The sequence below is a fragment of the Psychrobacter sp. 1U1 genome, assembly GCF_051847535.1.
In the GTDB taxonomy this organism is placed as follows: Bacteria; Pseudomonadota; Gammaproteobacteria; order Pseudomonadales; family Moraxellaceae; genus Psychrobacter; species Psychrobacter saeujeotis.
Map to the genome: position 1 here is coordinate 305,330 of NZ_JBPYDD010000005.1, position 19,067 is coordinate 324,396.

The window sequence follows — 19,067 nt, forward strand, 5'->3', positions numbered from 1 at the left end:
CCTATAGCTTGTCACATTGATTGGCAGCTATAAATAACGACTTTTAACGATTAATAGCGGTATCGGCAAAAGCGTGTTTTAGTTGCTCATAAGCTTTAGTGGCAGCCTCGCTACTGATATCAGGATTAACGATGTTTAAGGTTAAGTATAAATCGCCCGCTTGTTTAGCAGGGATACCTTTACCTTTTAGACGCAAGTTACTACCTGATTTGCTGTTTTTAGGAATCGTGACACCAAGCGTACCTGCTGGCGTACTGACGTTTATTTTATCTCCTAATGCTGCTTCCCAAGGCGCAATATTGACCGTCTGATAGACATCTGCGCCTTCGATACGGATATTAGATGTGTGGCTGATTTTAACCTTTAAAAACAAATCGCCGTTTTTGCCGCCGCTCATGCCAGCCGCGCCTTGTCCCGCTAGGCGTATTTGCTTGCCATCTGTGATGCCTTTAGGAATCTTAATTTTGAGCGTTTTATTCTCATAACCTACGCTACCATTAGGCTGACGAACCGGCACATTTAACTTAATACTGTAGTCATCACCGCTATATACCGAGGCTAAATCCACCGTAATCTCTGCATGTTGGTCTTGACCCTTGTTATCTTGTGCGCCAAAACCGCCGCCAAATTGATCAAAGCCACTACTTTGCGTGCGACTGCCTGCCTGTCCACCAGCAGAGCCACGTGCCTCGCGACCAAATGCTGAAAATATATCGTCGAAGCGAAATCCGCCACCACCAAAAGCTTCACCATCGCCAAACTGATCTTTGATATCTTCCCAGCGAAAGCCGCCTTGCCCGCCGCTAGCTGATTGACCACCAAAACCGCCGAAACCTCCAGCACCGCCTTGACCAGCGAATGGATTGTCTAACATAGCGTCATATTCGCTACGTTTGTCTTTATCCCTAAGCGTCTCATAGGCGTTATTGATTTCAGCAATTTTATTATCAGCATCTGGATCATCACTCACATCGGGATGAAATTGACGTACAAGCTTACGGTATTTTTTTTTGATATCAGCGTCTGAGGCGTCTTTTTTGACCCCTAAAATGTCATAGTAGCTTTTTTCTGCCATGTGGTAGTTCCTTAAAACAAAAGCATGTTGATGATATTGGTATGCCAATTTTAAATAATATGGTATGAAATTTTGATGTCACTTAACGATGATGATAACAATAAAAGAAGCAAAGACCGTTATATAAATATTAAGAGTAATATTGCTATTAATAGTTTCACTATAAAAATAAACACATATGAACTGGACAAACTGTGAACTCGAGCGTTTTTTACAGTACAGTAAGGACTAAGAAAGCTTTTTATTGTAAAATACCCATATTATTCATACTCATAGGGACTATGAATAACATAGGCAAGAGTATCTGTCTATTTTATAAACTGCATATAGGTATTAAATGTCTTATTTGATCAAGTCTTTGATAGTCACGTTATCACTACTACTGACTACCACCGCATTTGCTGGTAATACCAGTTATTATGGTAGTAAGTTCCATGGCAAACGTACCGCTAGTGGTAGTATTTTTAATATGAATGCGATGACTGCCGCTCATAAAACGTTACCATTTGGTACAAAAGTAGAAGTGACCAATAAAAAGACGAAGCAAAGCGTCATAGTAAAAATTACGGATAGAGGACCTTTTACTCCGGGACGAATCCTTGATTTATCTAAAGGCGCTGCTGGTAAAATAAACTGTCAACTTTGTACCACCACTATGAAGATCTTATCTTATGGTGATGGTAAATACCGTAGACAATGATGTAGTAAAAAGGGAGAGCCGGCGCTCTCCCTTTTTTATGGCGACTACTATTTTATAGCTACTATAATGATTATTATAAGCGAACAACCATTTACTAAATCGTTAAAGCCACCTAGTCAAATTTTGCTTCCATTTCCTCTAATGTCGTCATTGATAGCAGCAACTTCTCTTCATTATCGCTATGCTGCTGCTGTAGCGCACTTTGCTCATCTAACAATCGTAACAAGTCTGACTTGCGGCTCTCTTCATAAAGATCAGTGTCAGCTAACTTTTCTTCCAACGTTATTAGTTGCTTATCCATCTTAGCTAAAGCCTTTTCTGTGTCTTCGATGTCACGGCGAATAGGCGCTGTTAGCTTACGTTGTTCAGCCGCCAGCTTACGCTGCTCATCTTTACTAAGAGCAGGTTGAGCAGTTTTATCTTTTATTGGTGCAGTAGATGTTTCACTATTTACTAAGCCAGTATCTGTTTCACGTGAAACAAACTTCTTACTCTCTTTTTTACTTTTCTTTTTGCCAGTATTCTTATCTGGCGCATTCTCTTGTTTACGTTTTTCTGCTAGCCACTTACCATAATCACTGATATCGCCATTGAACTCATCAATTTGGCCATCGTGCACCAAATATAACTCATCACAGACATTCGCAATCAGCTCACGATCATGCGAGACCAACACCACTGCCCCCTGAAACCCTTGCAACGCGATGGTCAACGCTTGGCGCATTTGTAAGTCTAAATGGTTGGTCGGCTCATCGAGGACAAGAACGTTTGGGCGCTGCCAGACAATCAAAGCCAGCGTCAAGCGCGCACGCTCCCCGCCAGAGAAAAGCTTACTTGGGGTGTCAATACGATCCCCGCGAAAGTCGAAGCTACCAAGGAACGAGCGCAGCTCAGCGTCAGAGGTTTTGCCTGCTAGGCGACGCAGCATTTGTAGAGGGGTGGCCGCTGCATCCAATGCATCCATCTGATGCTGGTTAAAATAGCCAAGCTTTAGGGTATCAGACACACGGTAAGTACCTGACAAAATCTTTAGCTCACCGACCAAGGCCTTAATTAGCGTTGATTTACCCGCACCATTCATACCGAGCAGGCCCAGACGGGTATCAGGTGTTACTTGTACGCTTGCGTTATACAAAAGCGGCGTATCGCTATAGCCAATATCAGCCTGCGTCATCTCAATCAGCGGTGAGCTCATATTGGCAGGCTCATAAAAACGGAACGAGAATGGGTTGTCCGCCATCATTGGTGATAGCTCTGCCATACGCTCAAGCTGCTTGATACGGCTCTGTGCTTGCTTGGCCTTACTGGCTTTGGCACGAAAGCGGCGAATAAAGTCATCTAAATGGGCTTTGGTTGCTTGCTGTTTTTCAAACGCTTGCTGCTGCTGCGCCATGCGCTCATGACGGGTACGAATAAACTGCTGATAGTTCCCTGTATAAAGGGTGATTTTTTGTTGTTCAACATGTAGAATATGACCGACGGTCGCATCTAAAAATGCTTGATCATGTGAGATGACAATAACTAGGCCAGTAAAGGCATTGATCCAAGTTTCAAGCCATAAAATAGCATCCAAGTCCAAATGGTTGGTCGGCTCATCGAGTAGCATCAAGTCCGCACGGCTCATCAAAGTTTTGGCAAGATTTAAGCGCATACGCCACCCACCTGAGAACCCTTCTACTGGCAGCTCATGCTGGCTTGTCTTAAAGCCTAGTCCTGCCATGATTTGCGCCGCTTTGGTCGGCGTACGATAGCCATCGATTTCATCGAACTGCTGATGCAACACGCCAATCTGCTCATCACTGACGGCGCTTAAGTCATTCAAAGCAGCATTAATCTCATACCACTGCTCGTCACCGCTCAAGACATAATCAATCGCTGTCTGCGTACTGGCACCGACTTCTTGCGCCATATGGGCAACCTGCCAGCTATCAGGAATACTCACCTCACCCCTATCAAGGGTAACCTCGGTATCGCCTGCGCCCATTTGCGTGAGTAACAAGGCAAACAAGGTAGATTTGCCAGTGCCGTTGTTGCCCGTCAAGCCTACTTTATGGCCCGGGTGGAGCTGGAAGCTTGCGCCTGCAAACAACTCACGACCATCACGGCGAACACCAACGTCTTTAAATTCGATCATAGGACTTCTTCATCTCAACAGTAATATAAAATATAAAGCAGCAATAAAAACACACTTAGGGCGTGCTAATTGGTGGCTATTATTTCAAACGCCTAGCCGATAGGCAAACGATTAAATAACTATTTCAAATTCAAACAAATTTATGCTAAAAAGCTTATAGAACGACATAACGCTTTTAATCGTATGCACAGGTTTTAGTATTCTTAGTGTCGTATCAATCTCATAATGATCAAAGCGTCAGTACAGTATTGGGAGTAGTTTCAATAATGACTACTTATCTTTGGGTCATTAAGTCAAGATATCCAGCATGACTCTTGACAAATCCAACGCTACCCCCAATATGATATACTGCAATAAGGCAGATGCCAGCAACCATCAAAGTGCTGTGATTATACAAATATAATATTTATAATACGCCAATAGTTTTGCCATAATGACAGCACTCAATCAAATCAAACGCCGTGTGTATCTTTTTTTGCAAGCTTTTAATGGCAAACCCAAACAGGACGACGACAGCATTTGATCCTAGCAACTGAGGTAGATATGAACGAATCAGCCAACCAATTTAGTCCAAGCTCAAGCCAGCCTGTAGACCCCACTATCTTAAGTCTAACGGATAGTGCCGCCCAAAAAGTACGTCGCCTACGTGAAGAGGAAGGTGACAGCAACTTGATGTTACGTGTCTATGTGACTGGTGGCGGCTGTTCTGGGTTTTCTTATGGTTTTAACTTTGCCAATGATCTAAACGAAGACGATGCTAACTTTGATAATGGCGATGTTACATTGGTTGTCGATTCAATGAGCTATCAGTACCTACAAGGCTCTACTGTGGACTATACTGAAGGCCTAGAAGGCGCACGCTTTATCGTGACAAATCCGAACGCGACCACGACTTGTGGTTGCGGTTCATCATTCTCTATCTAAATGGCTTCTTCTATATCGACAGCCAATTTAGCTATTGTTTAAATTATTTTTTCAAGCACCTATCTTATTGTTGGGTGCTTTTTAGTCTCAGACTTTATCTTAAGCATATAAGTACGCTGGAGTCGGCTGAAGCCTCTGAGAAAGTAATGCACATTTAATGAGAAAATACAGATAAAAAACAACTATTGAGTTTGGGTTTTTGCTATTATTTTTAACCTATTTTTTCGTCGGTATCCAGTCAGTTGGCCTTGGGTAAAGCTTATTGTATTTGTAATTGTCCGTGGTTTTCATAGCGGCTTTGAGCTAAACTGACGGAATTCTTCATCCTAATATTTACCTCTTTTATGGTCAAACGTCAGTTGCGTTTTGATCTGCCATAATAAATAACAATAGATGACTATTATGAGTAATTTTGCAAGCAGCTTTGTTAATTTTGACATCCCAAATTGGTTTGACACTCAGCATTTAGCGGGTATGCTCCGCGGTATCGAAAAAGAAGGTTTGCGCGTTAAGCCAGATGGTTTTTTGGCGCAAACACCGCACCCAACCAAACTTGGCTCAAAACTCACCCATCCGTTTATTACGACGGATTACTCAGAAAGTCTGCTTGAGCTCATCACTGATCCCAAGACCTCTCCTAAAGAGACGTTAAATATGCTGCGTCAGCTGCATGTGTTGGTCTATCAAGGTATCCCTGAAGGCGAGCTGATGTGGCCGCTATCCATGCCATGCATGCTGTCGTCTAAAGATGAAGATATTCCGCTGGCTGATTATGGTAGCTCTAATACCGGTAAGCTTAAAACTTTATACCGCAGTGGCCTTGGTATTCGTTATGGTCGCCGTATGCAGGCTATTGCAGGCTTACATTATAACTTATCTTTCGGTGATAATTTATTTGAAGCTTGGCAAGCTAAAATACCAACAGCACAAAGTCAAACGTTGACAGAGTTTAAGAATGAAAAATATCTGGGCCTTATCCGTAACTTTAAGCGCTTGACCAGTTTGGTACTATATCTACTGGGCGCCAGCCCAAGCGTTTGTCCTTGTTTTGTGGCCGGACGTGAACATGACTTAGAACTGCTAAATGAGTCAACTTATTATAGACCTGCTGCCACCAGCCTACGTATGGGCAAGCTTGGCTATACCAATAGTGTGCAAGAGCAGCTAGACATCCGCTATAACAACTTGCCTGAGTATATCAAAGGGTTACGCCGTGCTATTCAGACGCCGCATGAGAGTTTCAAGGCGTTGGGTTTAAATGATACTAATGGTAATCCTATTCAGATTAATGATCATATTTTGCAAATAGAAAACGAGTATTATAGCCCCATTCGCCCAAAACAAATTGCCATGAGTGGCGAGACACCAACCGAAGCGCTTGAGCGTCGCGGCATTGCCTACGTTGAGTTCCGCGCCATCGATCTCGACCCCTATAGTGATATTGGTATTCGTCTTTCTAGCGCCTGTTTCTTAGAAGTGATGGCGCTGTACTGTCTGTTAAGCGACTCCCCTGATCTGCTCCCTGACGAAGAAGAAGCACTGGCCATTAATCTTGAGCGCGTGGTAAATGAAGGCCGTCGTGAAGGCTTGCACATTATCAATGATGGTGAAGAGCAATTGCTTGAGAGCTGGATGCTGGTACATTTAGAACGTATGCAGCCACTGGCAGCATTGCTCGATGCACATTATGGCGGTAATGATTACCGTGCAGCTGTGGCGTTGATGCAAGGAAAGGCAGGGCATCCTGAGTCGACCATTTCTGCACAAGTAAACTCCGATAGCAAAAGACTTGGCAGTCTATGGCAGCTTGGTTTTACCTTGGCACAGCAGCATCGTGATTCATTGTTACAGCAGACGCTTAGTCCAAACACCCAAGCCAAATATGAGGTGCTGGCAGAAAAATCTATTTTGCAGCAAGCAGAAGTTGAAACAGCTGAGACTGAAAGTTTTATAGACTTTTTGCAGCAGTATCGTTAGTAAATAATTGACCACTATTAATACATCCTACTGATAAATAAACCATTTTATAAGAGTATGTCGCTCATGCAAAAACTGACCAATTATCGCAGTTTACAAGTATTTTTGGTCTTTATGACTGTGATTGGTATGAGTTACGCGTTGTTTTTTTTACAGCGTTATATGGGGTTATCTCCTTGTCCACTTTGTATCTTTCAACGTATTGGCTTAATGGTCATGGGCGCTTTTGCATTAGTAGCCGCTTTGTTTCACCCAAAGTCGATTGCGATACGCTTGCTATTATGGCTTGGTAGCTTGGTGGGTATTGGCTGGGCTACAATCGTAGCAGCACGTCATGTTTGGTTACAGCATTTACCTGCTGACCAAGTACCTTCATGCGGGCCAGGTTTAGACTACTGGCTCGATACCTTACCTATTTTACAGGTTTTTAAGGAGGTGTTTTCAGGCTCAGGTGAATGCGCAACTATTGATTGGACCTTTATGGGACTTAGTATTCCTGAGCAATCCTTAATATTTTTCAGCCTACTACTACTAGTACATATATTGATATTATGGCGTATCTTTCGTCCAGTGGAGACACTAGCCTGATTATAGTCATTTAACTATTATCACGCTTTTGTTATAGCCTACCTTTTATACCACCTTATATCGTGTCTACGATAAAGCCTCCTAAACGACTGGTTATTAGCAATATAACTCATTTAGGGTTACTTACTCTAACAGAACACCTACATAAGAGTAATATTCGTTTGTTAGAGTAGCCAGCGTTTATTCCTTTTATATAACCGTTCATTCTTCAACTTTGACTATCTCTAATCTAGCTTATCCTAAAAGTAGGATTTGTTACAGATGAGTGGTCGCTTAATAAGAACTAAATACAAAAATTGATAAAAACGCTTCATTGGAGTCGGTGACGTTTTTACAACGCTCCTATAACTTATTGACGTTACTATTGAGAAGTCTATCAGTGAATGTCTAATACACTTTTTTGCTATTAAAGAAGCATTTATTTTTATATGATGAAAAACTCTATTCCTACTCCGCTTGTTATGACCTCTTCTATCAAACGCTTTGGTAGTTTTGTGTTACCTCTGTCGCTTTGTATGGTTTTGGTTGGCTGTGACAGTCAGTCATCTACTACCGCTGCTGCTCATAATGCCTCTATTAAACAGTCTTTGACTGATAGCAAAGCTCGCCATAACAACAAGCATGACTCTATACAGGTAGACGACGATAGTGAAAGTGTTGCTGTAGCAGACAATATAACGAGTACCGATGACGGTAACTCTTTAATGATGGCGGCTAAACCTGATAGCCCTGACAACATACAGCATCGACGTACTCCGATGATTTCAGATGCCAATACGGATAGCGAGTTACAGGCGACTTTGATTGGCGATTATGTAGGTATATTGCCATGCTCATTTTGTTCTGGTATTACAGTGACCCTAAATTTGTTCGCTGATGGTTCAATCACCAAGACGAGCATCTACGAAAACCCAACTACTCCCAAAGTACCCCTGACTGAATATGGTATCTATCGTCAAGACAATGACACTATTACTATTGTTTATGAAAACGATCAAATTGAAAGCTATCGTATTGACAACAACCATCTCGTTATGCTCAATGATGACGATACCTTGAATACAGATTATACTTTATCACTTAAATAAGTAATTGTTTATAAAGTCAGCTACCATCATGCGTATATCAATATAGTTACAACTTTGTTAGCGCCTTTTAAATATACTATCTACGCCTACTTGTTGGGCGTTTTTTATTGGTTATCTATTGGTGTTTACTTTACAATAAGCGCTGCTAGCACTAATGAACAGTTTAGTAGCCGTTAGATACTGAACCTTTTTTAGTGTATTAAAGGTTCGTTTTTGCCAGTACAACTTCATTTAATTCTTATCATCATAGCGTGGAGCCTCTATGCACATTCATATTCTTGGTATTTGTGGCACTTTTATGGGCTCATTGGCTTTATTGGCGCGAGAGCTTGGACATAAGGTTACAGGCTCAGATGCTAGTGTCTATCCTCCTATGTCGACTCAGCTTCAAAACGCTGGGGTGACTATCCAAGAAGGCTACCTTATACAGCATTTGCAGCCAACGCCTGATTTGGTGGTGGTTGGTAATGCGATGAAGCGTGGTATGGATGTCGTCGAATATGTGCTGGATCAAGGCATGAAATATATTTCAGGACCGCAGTTTCTCTCTGAACAAGTATTGCAATCACGGCATGTTTTAGCAGTAGCAGGTACGCATGGTAAGACAACCACGACGACTATGCTGGCATGGATATTACATTATGCAGGTATCGATACTGGGTTTTTGATTGGCGGTGTGCCATTAGTGGATACGAGCGATACGCGCCTGCAAAATGTGTTTGCGCATAGCAGCTATTTAGGGGCAGACATTGATTCCAATGATGAAGCAAGCCCTACCAAAAAAGACAGTACAACATCCGCAGTATCGGGTTATTTTGTCATAGAAGCGGATGAATATGATTCTGCGTTTTTTGATAAACGCTCAAAATTCGTCCATTATCGACCTCGGACTGCTATCTTAAATAACCTAGAATTCGACCATGCCGATATTTTTGCTGATTTGAATGCTATCCAGACTCAATTCCATCATATGATACGTATGATTCCAAGTTCTGGTAAGATTATCATGCCAGCTACGACCAGCAGTTTAGAAGATACCTTGGCTAAAGGTGTATGGACGCCAGTTTGGCGCACTGCTGTGACGAATGAGAAGCTCACAAACGTACAAGCGGTAGACAAAAAAAGCGCTACCAATGAGACTATTGCAAGCGACTGGCAAGCGACACTGTTGACAGAAGATGGCAGTCAGTTCAAAGTTAGCTTTAACGCTGACCCATCAGTGAGCGCTATTGTTGATTGGTCGATGAGCGGTATACATAATGTCAATAATGCGCTAGTTGCAGTAGCCGCCGCTTATGATGTCGGAGTAGATATCTCGACCGCATGTGCAGCGCTTTCAGCTTTTGCAGGTATCAAGCGTCGGATGGAATTAATCGGAGATGTTAACGACATTTTAGTATTTGATGACTTTGCGCATCACCCTACCGCGATTACGACCACCTTAGATGGTGCTAAAAAGAAACTCACCAACAGACGGCTATGGGCGATTATTGAACCACGTAGTAATACCATGAAAATGGGTATTCATCAGGACAGTCTGGCCCAATCAGCAGCGCTAGCAGATCATACACTTTGGTATGAGCCTGCTGGTCTTGAATGGGGATTACGAGAAGTCATTGATCGGGCAAAACACAACAGCAATCAGCAGGTTATAAACAGTATAGAAGATATTATTAATCATGTTACGACGCATGCACAAGCGGGTGATGCGATTGTCATTATGTCGAATGGAGGCTTTGAAGGTATCCATCAGCGTTTATTGGCTTCATTGTATGAATTAAATGCTCAAACTTAGCCCTTCTTGTTGAGTTGTGACTCATTGCAACTAATTAACAGCATGTAGAATTGATTTGCATTTAAATGCGCTATTTTTATGATTAAAAATAGCGCTTTTTTATACCTTATTATAAGCTCCATTTTCTCTGTTTATTTTTTGAACAAAAGTATGATTCTACTTAGTAACGTTAATATCACTGAGATTACTTTTGTAACCTCTCATTTACCAATTTCATCTGCAAGATAGCAAATGGCTATCTTTTCTCACATAGTGCCTACACTGGTAACACTTTATGCTTATTTATACTGACGTTAAATGTTTACAATGCTGCTATCAACATTAGAAAAGTCTTAAGAAAAATTCATATAAAATTTTACTATTCGTAATACGTTAGGAGAACAATAATGAGCTTTATCTGGATGATCATCGTAGGTCTTGTTGCAGGACTATTGGCACGAGCTATCAAACCTGGCAGTGACCCTATGGGTTGGATTATGACTATCGTATTAGGTATCGTTGGTGCGATGCTAGGTGGCTTTATCGCTGGACTGATTGGTATTGATGCTGATGGCGGCTTTACTGGTCTATTGTTCTCAGTCATCGGTGCTATCATATTGCTATTTTTGTATGAGATGATCGTGAACAAGCGCCGTGTATAACAGGCTTAGATAAAATAGCATAATCTATCAGACACTATAAAAGACTTTACATATGTAAGGTCTTTTTTTATGCAAAATACTATTGCTATTTTTTAGATGCTATTAGTATCTTATGTGACACCTTAGTACATCCTTTTATATGCTCACCCGTTGATTATTATCACTTTTGCCCTTATTTAACTTATAATACATTGCCTATTCAATTCGCTATTATCGAGGTGCTCCGTCATGGCATTACTCCCTATCTTAAGTTATCCTGATCCACGTTTGCGTACTATCGCAAAGCCAGTTAAAGAAGTCGATGATGAGATCAAAACTTTAATCACTGATATGATCGAGACTATGTATGACGCAGAAGGAATCGGTCTAGCCGCGTCACAAGTTGATCAGCATGTTCAACTGATCGTTATGGATTTGTCTGAAAACAAAGACTCACCTATGGTGTTTATCAATCCAAAAGTAACACCGCTAGTAGAAGAAAAACAACCATATGAAGAAGGGTGTCTTTCTGTGCCTGATGTCTATGATAAGGTTGAACGTCCCAATAAAGTACGTATCGAGGCAATAGATGAAAATGGTCAAGTCATTGATAAAGAAGTAGAAGGGTTGTTGGCTGTCTGTATTCAGCACGAGATGGATCATTTAAATGGAGTCATCTTTGTCGATTATTTATCAAGATTAAAGCAGACTCGCGCACGTGACAAAGTCCGTAAAGTACTTAAAGTACGTGAGAAACAGGGCGAGAGACAAGTGAGTAAAGAGACGCAGACAACTAATGCTTAACTTATGACGCTTAGTTTATTGTTTTCTTTGTTATTTGATTCTTTCTAAAGGCTGTTTTCAAAAGCTATCTTTGTTCCTAGAGATTAGCTCTATTTATTGTCTCGTTATTCTATTTACCTTAAAGGCTTCTTCTCATGACCATGATCAAAATTGACCAATATTTTGACCCTACTGGCTGGAAAAAATTTACTAAAGCTGCTGAAGGTCGTGAGACGCCTTTGCTTGTGGTTGATTTGAGTCGGATTAAAACTAAATATGCTGAAATGGCAGATTTGTTCCCGACTGCTAAGATTCATTATGCAATGAAAGCCAGTCCTGCTGTGGAAGTGATCAACTTGCTGGCTGATCTTGGCTCAAACTTCGACTGTGCTTCTATCTATGAGCTTGATCGCGTTCTTGACTGCGGTGTCGATGCGTCCCGTATCTCTTATGGTAATACAATTAAAAAAGCGGCACATGTCAAATATGCTTTTGAAAAAGGTATTGATTTATATGCAACCGACTCAGAAGCTGACTTAAAAAATATCGCCGAACAGGCACCTGGCTCTAAAGTGTTTGTGCGTATCTTGGTACAAGGTTCAGATACCGCTGAATGGCCATTATCGCGCAAGTTCGGTTGCCATCCTAATATGGCGCTTGAACTACTGGTACAGGCACGTGATTTGGGCTTGGTACCTTATGGTATCTCATTCCATGTAGGTAGTCAGCAAAAAGACGTAGCAGCATGGGATGATGCACTTGCCAAGGTCAAATATATGTTTGACTGGATGAAAAATGAAGAAGATATTAAGCTACAAATGATCAATTTGGGTGGTGGTTTTCCAGCCAACTATATCAGTGAAGTCAATCCTGTAAAGGTCTATGCGGAAGAGATTACACGCTATTTAAGCGATGATTATAGTGCTGAGGACATGCCTGAGATTATCCTTGAGCCTGGACGCTCATTGGTTGGAGGTTCAGGGGTCTTAGTCAGTGACGTGGTACTCATCTCGCGTAAGTCGCATACTGATTTAGCCCGCTGGGTATACACTGATGTCGGCTTGTTTCAAGGTTTGATCGAAACCTTGGGTGAAGCGATAAAATATCCGGTCTATACGCCAAAAATGGAAACATCGACCAGTGAAGGCACAGTCGTACTGGCAGGCCCAACATGTGATTCGACTGATATCATGTATGAAGAAGCAGGTTATCAATTGCCAGAAGAGTTAGAAGTTGGTGATAAAATCTATTGGCTAACGACTGGTGCTTATACCAACTCATACTCGTCTGTTGAGTTTAATGGCTTTCCGCCGTTAGAAGTGGTCTATATTGACTGAGATTTCGTCGGTATTATTGATAGAAAAGGGCGGTACTGTGATGAACAGTACCGCCCTTTTTTATATAGCTTGTTTACTAACCTGAAAAACTCTGACCCTTATGGTCTACGCAGTGATGATAGATATGCAATGGCTATTCATTAAGGCTTAGGACTGGTTAATGTTTTAAATCATTTTTAAGTTACAGATGATAACTACTCATTTAAACCCAATACATCCTGCATATTGTATTGTCCAGCTTGCTGCTGAATAATCCAAGTCGCTGCGCGTACGGCTCCAGCGGCAAAGGTCATGCGTGCGCGGGCTCGATGGGTAATCTCAACCACTTCGCCATCCGCGATAAACATGACCGTATGATCACCAATTATCTCGCCGCCGCGAATAGCATGGATACCGATCGTACCTATTTCACGTGCCCCTGTTTGGCCTTCACGGCCATAGATAGCGACGTCTTTTAGATTCTGTCCACGTGCTTCTGCAACAGCCTCCGCCATCATATAAGCGGTGCCTGATGGAGCATCAATCTTATGCTTATGATGTGCTTCAATGATTTCAACATCAGCATCTGTACCAAATGCTTTTGCTGCCATGTTCAATAGCTTCAATGACAAATTAACACCAGTAGAGTAGTTGCCAGCATAGACAATGGCCGTATGCTTGCTGGCCTCGAACAACACTTGCTCTTGCTGTGTACTAAACCCCGTCGTACCAATAACCATCGCTACCTGATGCTCAGCACAAATTTGCATGTTTTGTTCGGTGGCATCGGGTAAGCTAAAGTCGATTAAGACATCTATGTCATCAATTACTGCACTCAAGTCATCGACAACTTTGATATCTAAACGTCCTATAGCGGCTACCTCTCCTGCATCAGCGCCAACTAAGCTGGAACCTTGACGCTCAATAGCTGCGCTTAATGACGTTTGCGGATTGTCTTGCACTGCTTCGATTAGCATACGCCCCATACGACCGCCAGCCCCGATAACGCCGACATTGATAAATTGTCCTTTCGCTTGTTGAGTCATATTCTTTCCTAAAGCCTTATTGTTTTATATGGTTATTTTTGAGGTTATATAGTTGATACTAAATTAAATGGATACACTAGATTATGACGCGAGACTGGGGAAAATTTTTCTTGCATGCTGTATCTACGCTGACAGAGGCTGCGCAAAATTTGTCCCAGTCTCACTGTATCTCTTTTATATTGACCTGACTATAGATAACCTATACTAAATATCATAGCATGAATTATTTTTTATACAGCCACTAAAAAGCCCAATAGTTTCACGTGAAACTATTGGGCTAAAATATTTAGATTGATTGATTAAGCCAAACGATCAGTTGCACAATCTATCAGTCGAACAATTCGCCAATTTTCTTAAAGAATGATTTTTTATGTGGCGACTGTTGATGTTTGCTATCATCATCGAGCGTATCTTGGAATTGGCGTAGCAAGTCCTTTTGCTCACGATTTAGGTTCACCGGCGTCTCGATGACCACTCGGCAAATCAAATCACCCTGCATCGTTGTACGTACAGGTGTGACACCTTTACCGCGCACGCGTAATAGCTTACCGCTTTGTGTCCCTTCAGCAACTTTGATTTTTACCTTACCATCTAAAGTGGGGATTTCGACCTCTTTACCAAGCGCTGCATCAGTAATGCTAACAGGCACATCCATATACAGATCCGCACCCTGACGAGTAAAGACGTTGTGCGGTTTGACGCGTACTTCAACATACAAGTCGCCGTTTTGCACGCCTGCCCCGCCCGCTTCGCCTTCACCAGCCAGACGTACGCGATCACCATCATCGACCCCTGCTGGAATAGAAACTTCTAGCGTACGTGACTTTTCTTTGACGCCATCACCATGACAGTCAGGACATGGGTTTTTAATCTGTTTACCCGTGCCACCGCAATGTGGACAAGCTTGCTGTACCGCAAAGAAACCTTGCTGCATACGAATCTGACCTTGACCATGACAGGTCTGACACGTAACCACATCAGAGGCGTCTTTTGCGCCTTTACCATCACAAGTATCACAAGGGGCTGGTGCAGTAAAGCTGATCTCTTTTTTGCAGCCACGTACTGCTTCTTCTAGTGTCAGCTCGATTACATAACGCAGATCAGAACCACGGCGTGAACGCCCGCCGCCGCCGCCGCGTGACTGACCAAAGATATCACCGAAGTTCCCAAAGATATCGCCAAAGATATCTTGGAAGTTACCTGCGCCTGCCCCGCCAAAGCCGCCACCGCCCATACCATTTTCAAAGGCAGCATGACCCATACGATCATAGGCTGAGCGTTTGTCTGCATCGCTCAAGACTTCATATGCCATGGACGCTTCTTTGAATTTTTCTTCAGCTTCAGGATCATCAGAATTACGATCGGGATGATACTTCATTGCCAGCTTGCGGTATGAACGTTTGATCTCTTTGCTATCTGCAGTCTTACTGACGCCTAATACTTCATAAAAATCACGCTTACTCATGGGCTCTCCTCTCGTCATTACAGTCACGCCAACGGGCAAATTCATCAACCACCATGTTAATTCTTACAATTAGGCATCTGCATATGTTTCACATGAAACATTAGCTATATGATAAAAATGTAGGAAGTATATGAAAATTGCGAGTTAAAATGGCGGTGTGCTGCTTTAACCAAATCAATTAATATATGTTTGCGCTATTAATGGAGACCCTAAGTTGATTTATCAAGTTACCAAATTATTAAATTATTAAATTATTGATTGCTGTATCAACGCTTATATAGTCATTACTCAGGCAGCAAACCTACGTAACATTTTCACACTTATATTGACCAAAGTCATGCTAGTATTTATCGCCATATTGATAATATCAAGTCCGCTAAAAGGTAGCCCAATCAATGAAAAAGCTTATAACACTGTTTACATTATTGGTCGTCATTATAGTCGCTATTTATGCAGGTTCGCCTTATTACAGCGCCTATCAGCTCAAAAATGCTTATGATGATAAAGATGGTGCGACTATTGCGGCTGCCATCAATTACGACCGAGTACGGCCCAATATAAAGACCCAACTGACCAGTAGATTTTCCAATACAATGAATCAGTACCCATTAGTTGCAGAGCTTGGCGGTGAGCCTCTGGCAAAAGCGGCTAATAGCTTTATTGTGCAGGCAGTAGATAGCGCAGTTACTCCGCAAAATATCGAGAGGCTGATCAATACTCAAGGACAAGCCAATACTGCGACCAAAGAGCTTGCCGCCGCTTGGGCAATCTCTAGCAATCAAATTGATCTTAAAAACCTTATCCAGGACTTGATTATTCATCGCGGTGATGTTGATATCGTAGTCAAACAACAAGTGCAGCAGATGATGAATCAGCAAGCCGCCCAATTAGAGCAGCAGGCAGCTCAAGGGACAGACAGCGATAAGCCGACCTTAAACTATTGTGGTCTTAATTGCTTTACCATTAGTGGTCAAGTCAAAGGCTACCCGATTACTATAAAGATGCAGCGTGAAGGCCTTATCGACTGGAAAATCGTAGATGTCGTGTTGCCGTAAGTTATTTAGTCCTGCCGTAAATCTTGAATAAAATACAATAAAAAACCGCCCTATAAACATAGTTTATAAGGCGGTTTTTATTGACGATCTTCTTTAAGAAGAATGACAGAGGTATCTACTTGACTCCCAAGAACTCTAAGAACTCAGGACTCTCAAAACTGGCTTGATAGAGCACCCCATCTTCACGGTAGATTGCAGGCGTGGCTATAACGGCCAGTCCAGCTGCCTTTTCACGGTTCGGTGTCACATAATCTGCGCTACAGCTAGCTGATGCAGGTGTCATCGCACCCGTTAGCATGGCTTTATCAAATGCCTTGCGACGACTGCTATCATCTGCCTGACACCAAATACCACGCATTTGCGCCGGTGACTGCTCATATATCGGATAGCCGATGACTTTTACGGTTACGCCCTTTGCATTGAGCATCGGTAGTTGTTGATGCAATCTGCGGCAATAAGGACAGTTGACATCGTCGGCTACATATATAACGGCTCTCTCAGCGCTCGTTGCTGGATAGGTTATTAGTTGTTTGTCATCTAAGGTTTTAAACACCGACTGGTTTTTACGCTTTTCAAACTCTTCATCCAGTCCGGTAAACTGACCATTCTCAATGACGGATATTTCACCATCTGTAATATATTGCGCGTCATCGGATAATAAAAACGGCACGCCCTCTAAAGTCGCGCCCCAAAGCACGCCCGGTACCGCGGTATAAAAGAACGGTGTTTTAGCGCTCATGTTTTTGAGCTCATTCATATTAGCAAGTACCGCAGATTTGACCGCAGCGCTTACTGGCATACCTATTTGCGCACTATTGCTACGCGCTGGGGTTTTGGTCACGACACGCTTGCTTGGGTTCTTTTGTAGCTCGCCTTGGATAACGTATTTGCCATCAGCAGTAATATGTAATGGCGTTTGACCAGCAAGATCAACTTGATACATGTTAGGTAAATTAGATGGTGAAATAGAAGTAATTTGCGTCTTAATACCAGCTTGGGTCAGCACTTGGCGTAGCTGACTATCGATAGCAGCACCAACTTCGCCAGTTGCTGTTGTATTCTTTGCGTTTTGGCTAGTGTTTTGACTCGTACTTTTACTTATGGAGTTCTTAACGGTTGGCTCAGCGCAGGCAGTCGTCACTAATAACATGGTACTAATAAGACTAGCAAATTTTAATACAGGTCGTTTCACAAGCGTTGTCCTATCAAGTTCGTAGTAGATTACTGAATCAAAACTTCTAAATTTTCTTCAATTAAGGTCTTTTAATTAAGAACTTTAATTCATGTTCTTTATTTCTTAATTTTAAAACAAGAAACTATATTTAGAAGATTATATTGAAAACAGCAACACTATGTAAAAAAGTAGATTAATTAAGCTGCTGAGACTGTAGCACATTGGCAGATTTTTATAAGCACTTGATAAGCGCTGAGTGCTTTATTTTGCAAAACTGCTACCCAGCTTTAAGAGACAGGCAACATCAGCAAACAGACGACCGATACGGTGCCTGCTGCTGATAGTTGTTTTGGGTAACTGGCTTTTTACGAGTGGATGTTGGAAAGAGTATGAGGCAACTTTTCTGCTACATAAAGTCTAGAATTTCGCGACTTCTTCTTCTGTCAAAAAGCGGCTATCCCCTTTATCCAAACCTTCTAATGTAATATGACCAATACTGGCGCGGTGTAGTTCAACGACCTTATTACCGAAATAACCCATCATACGTTTGACCTGATGATACTTGCCTTGCTCTAACGTCAGACGAGCATGAATCTCATCAATGAACTCGAGTGTCGCAGGTTTAGTCGGCTCGTAATCCCCTTCTAGCAAAATACCTTCAGCGACCTTTTTGATAGCTTTTTCTTGCGCCTCGCTGTCCATCGGATCTGCTAAGGTCAACTCGTAGACTTTTGCATGTTCGTGTTTAGGACTGGTCACCCGATGTAGCCAACCGCCATCATCACTCATCAGTAACGCCCCAGTAGTATCCACATCAAGGCGTCCAGCGATACGCAAACTGCCCAATTCTGGTACTGCGATCAGCTCGGTGACGATAGGGTATTCTTTAGCCTTTAACGTACATTCAAAGCCTTCTGGCTTATGCAATAGAATATAACGATTGCCTGTCGCCACTGACAGTGGTTCGCCTACCCACATGACATCATCGTTAATGATATCGACATGTACACCAGGATCTTTGATAACTTCGTCGTTGACGGTGACTTCGCCTGCGTGCAGAATTTTTTTGGATTCTTTGCGCGACAGTTCCGTGGCTTTACTAATAAATTTATCTAAACGCATACTATTTGCTACCATTAGTTTTGTTATAGTGAGGCAAGTTTAACATATCCCATCTAAACCTAGGTGTATCATCAAAACAATATAGACGCTAAAAACAAAACTGCGATATGGGCTAACGTGCTACTGAAAATATTTTTTCTTGCGTGCTGTGCCTACGCAGACAGAGGCTACGCAAAATTTATTTTTAGTGGCACTATGTCTAATT

At 42.1% G+C, this 19,067-nt stretch carries 16 protein-coding genes; 10 read left to right on the plus strand and 6 right to left on the minus strand.

The features are described from left to right. Positions 1-43: 43 nt before the first annotated feature. On the minus strand, positions 44-1,075 hold the full coding sequence (locus ACS8FB_RS09880) for a DnaJ C-terminal domain-containing protein (RefSeq protein ID WP_439262548.1): 1,032 nt from the start codon (positions 1,073-1,075) through the stop codon (positions 44-46). 337 nt (positions 1,076-1,412) lie between these two features. Between ACS8FB_RS09880 and ACS8FB_RS09885 the strand changes: the two genes are divergently transcribed. Further along, positions 1,413-1,775, plus strand: coding sequence for a septal ring lytic transglycosylase RlpA family protein (locus ACS8FB_RS09885; RefSeq protein ID WP_439262550.1), 363 nt, complete (start codon positions 1,413-1,415; stop codon positions 1,773-1,775). A gap of 112 nt (positions 1,776-1,887) precedes the next feature. Here ACS8FB_RS09885 and ACS8FB_RS09890 read toward each other — a convergent pair whose 3' ends face one another. Beyond that, positions 1,888-3,909: an ATP-binding cassette domain-containing protein gene (locus ACS8FB_RS09890; RefSeq protein ID WP_439262552.1), complete on the minus strand. Its 2,022-nt coding sequence runs from the start codon at positions 3,907-3,909 to the stop codon at positions 1,888-1,890. Between the two features lie 543 nt (positions 3,910-4,452). On the opposite strand from ACS8FB_RS09890, the gene erpA reads away from it, so the two are divergent. The 8 genes from erpA to ACS8FB_RS09930 all read left to right on the plus strand — a co-directional run bounded on the left by erpA (position 4,453) and on the right by ACS8FB_RS09930 (position 13,021). Continuing rightward, positions 4,453-4,833 (plus strand): iron-sulfur cluster insertion protein ErpA, encoded by a 381-nt coding sequence (erpA, locus tag ACS8FB_RS09895; RefSeq protein WP_299218789.1) that lies wholly within the window; start codon positions 4,453-4,455, stop codon positions 4,831-4,833. A gap of 402 nt (positions 4,834-5,235) precedes the next feature. Continuing rightward, complete coding sequence (gshA, locus tag ACS8FB_RS09900) at positions 5,236-6,810, plus strand: glutamate--cysteine ligase (RefSeq protein ID WP_439262554.1); 1,575 nt, start codon at positions 5,236-5,238, stop codon at positions 6,808-6,810. 66 nt (positions 6,811-6,876) lie between these two features. Further along, positions 6,877-7,398, plus strand: coding sequence for a disulfide bond formation protein B (locus ACS8FB_RS09905; protein WP_439262555.1), 522 nt, complete (start codon positions 6,877-6,879; stop codon positions 7,396-7,398). A 428-nt stretch (positions 7,399-7,826) separates the two neighbouring features. Further along, on the plus strand, positions 7,827-8,486 hold the full coding sequence (locus tag ACS8FB_RS09910; protein WP_439262557.1) for a copper resistance protein NlpE: 660 nt from the start codon (positions 7,827-7,829) through the stop codon (positions 8,484-8,486). 262 nt (positions 8,487-8,748) lie between these two features. Next, entirely contained in the window at positions 8,749-10,281 is a 1,533-nt protein-coding gene (gene mpl, locus ACS8FB_RS09915; protein ID WP_439262559.1) for a UDP-N-acetylmuramate:L-alanyl-gamma-D-glutamyl-meso-diaminopimelate ligase, read from the plus strand. A 386-nt stretch (positions 10,282-10,667) separates the two neighbouring features. Continuing rightward, positions 10,668-10,922, plus strand: coding sequence for a GlsB/YeaQ/YmgE family stress response membrane protein (locus ACS8FB_RS09920; protein ID WP_439262561.1), 255 nt, complete (start codon positions 10,668-10,670; stop codon positions 10,920-10,922). 228 nt (positions 10,923-11,150) lie between these two features. Next, positions 11,151-11,705, plus strand: a complete 555-nt coding sequence (gene def, locus ACS8FB_RS09925) for a peptide deformylase (protein ID WP_439262563.1) — start codon at positions 11,151-11,153, stop codon at positions 11,703-11,705. 140 nt (positions 11,706-11,845) lie between these two features. Further along, complete coding sequence (locus ACS8FB_RS09930) at positions 11,846-13,021, plus strand: type III PLP-dependent enzyme (RefSeq protein ID WP_439262628.1); 1,176 nt, start codon at positions 11,846-11,848, stop codon at positions 13,019-13,021. 194 nt (positions 13,022-13,215) lie between these two features. Here the strand turns inward: ACS8FB_RS09930 and dapB are convergent, their stop codons facing one another. Both dapB and dnaJ read right to left on the minus strand, forming a co-directional pair. Further along, the gene (gene dapB, locus ACS8FB_RS09935) at positions 13,216-14,046 is read right to left on the minus strand and encodes a 4-hydroxy-tetrahydrodipicolinate reductase (RefSeq protein ID WP_439262565.1); all 831 of its coding nucleotides are present in this window, start codon (positions 14,044-14,046) and stop codon (positions 13,216-13,218) included. 328 nt (positions 14,047-14,374) lie between these two features. After that, positions 14,375-15,511 (minus strand): molecular chaperone DnaJ, encoded by a 1,137-nt coding sequence (dnaJ, locus tag ACS8FB_RS09940; RefSeq protein WP_439262567.1) that lies wholly within the window; start codon positions 15,509-15,511, stop codon positions 14,375-14,377. A gap of 395 nt (positions 15,512-15,906) precedes the next feature. Here dnaJ and ACS8FB_RS09945 point away from each other — a divergent pair, with 395 nt between their 5' ends. Continuing rightward, on the plus strand, positions 15,907-16,566 hold the full coding sequence (locus tag ACS8FB_RS09945) for a DUF2939 domain-containing protein (protein ID WP_439262569.1): 660 nt from the start codon (positions 15,907-15,909) through the stop codon (positions 16,564-16,566). A 115-nt stretch (positions 16,567-16,681) separates the two neighbouring features. Here the strand turns inward: ACS8FB_RS09945 and ACS8FB_RS09950 are convergent, their stop codons facing one another. Then, on the minus strand, positions 16,682-17,758 hold the full coding sequence (locus ACS8FB_RS09950; protein WP_439262571.1) for a disulfide isomerase DsbC N-terminal domain-containing protein: 1,077 nt from the start codon (positions 17,756-17,758) through the stop codon (positions 16,682-16,684). 399 nt (positions 17,759-18,157) lie between these two features. Next, positions 18,158-18,862, minus strand: a complete 705-nt coding sequence (locus tag ACS8FB_RS09955; protein WP_439262573.1) for a pseudouridine synthase — start codon at positions 18,860-18,862, stop codon at positions 18,158-18,160. Between the last annotated feature and the right edge of the window lie 205 nt (positions 18,863-19,067).

What these genes read in the sequence shown, in the direction of transcription:
- ACS8FB_RS09880 (WP_439262548.1), bottom strand. Translation starts at nt 1,075, where the DNA reads ATGGCAGAAAAAAGCTACTATGACATTTTAGGGGTCAAAAAAGACGCC.
- ACS8FB_RS09885 (WP_439262550.1), top strand. Translation starts at nt 1,413, where the DNA reads ATGTCTTATTTGATCAAGTCTTTGATAGTCACGTTATCACTACTACTG.
- ACS8FB_RS09890 (WP_439262552.1), bottom strand. Translation starts at nt 3,909, where the DNA reads ATGATCGAATTTAAAGACGTTGGTGTTCGCCGTGATGGTCGTGAGTTG.
- erpA (WP_299218789.1), top strand. Translation starts at nt 4,453, where the DNA reads ATGAACGAATCAGCCAACCAATTTAGTCCAAGCTCAAGCCAGCCTGTA.
- gshA (WP_439262554.1), top strand. Translation starts at nt 5,236, where the DNA reads ATGAGTAATTTTGCAAGCAGCTTTGTTAATTTTGACATCCCAAATTGG.
- ACS8FB_RS09905 (WP_439262555.1), top strand. Translation starts at nt 6,877, where the DNA reads ATGCAAAAACTGACCAATTATCGCAGTTTACAAGTATTTTTGGTCTTT.
- ACS8FB_RS09910 (WP_439262557.1), top strand. Translation starts at nt 7,827, where the DNA reads ATGATGAAAAACTCTATTCCTACTCCGCTTGTTATGACCTCTTCTATC.
- mpl (WP_439262559.1), top strand. Translation starts at nt 8,749, where the DNA reads ATGCACATTCATATTCTTGGTATTTGTGGCACTTTTATGGGCTCATTG.
- ACS8FB_RS09920 (WP_439262561.1), top strand. Translation starts at nt 10,668, where the DNA reads ATGAGCTTTATCTGGATGATCATCGTAGGTCTTGTTGCAGGACTATTG.
- def (WP_439262563.1), top strand. Translation starts at nt 11,151, where the DNA reads ATGGCATTACTCCCTATCTTAAGTTATCCTGATCCACGTTTGCGTACT.
- ACS8FB_RS09930 (WP_439262628.1), top strand. Translation starts at nt 11,846, where the DNA reads ATGATCAAAATTGACCAATATTTTGACCCTACTGGCTGGAAAAAATTT.
- dapB (WP_439262565.1), bottom strand. Translation starts at nt 14,046, where the DNA reads ATGACTCAACAAGCGAAAGGACAATTTATCAATGTCGGCGTTATCGGG.
- dnaJ (WP_439262567.1), bottom strand. Translation starts at nt 15,511, where the DNA reads ATGAGTAAGCGTGATTTTTATGAAGTATTAGGCGTCAGTAAGACTGCA.
- ACS8FB_RS09945 (WP_439262569.1), top strand. Translation starts at nt 15,907, where the DNA reads ATGAAAAAGCTTATAACACTGTTTACATTATTGGTCGTCATTATAGTC.
- ACS8FB_RS09955 (WP_439262573.1), bottom strand. Translation starts at nt 18,862, where the DNA reads ATGCGTTTAGATAAATTTATTAGTAAAGCCACGGAACTGTCGCGCAAA.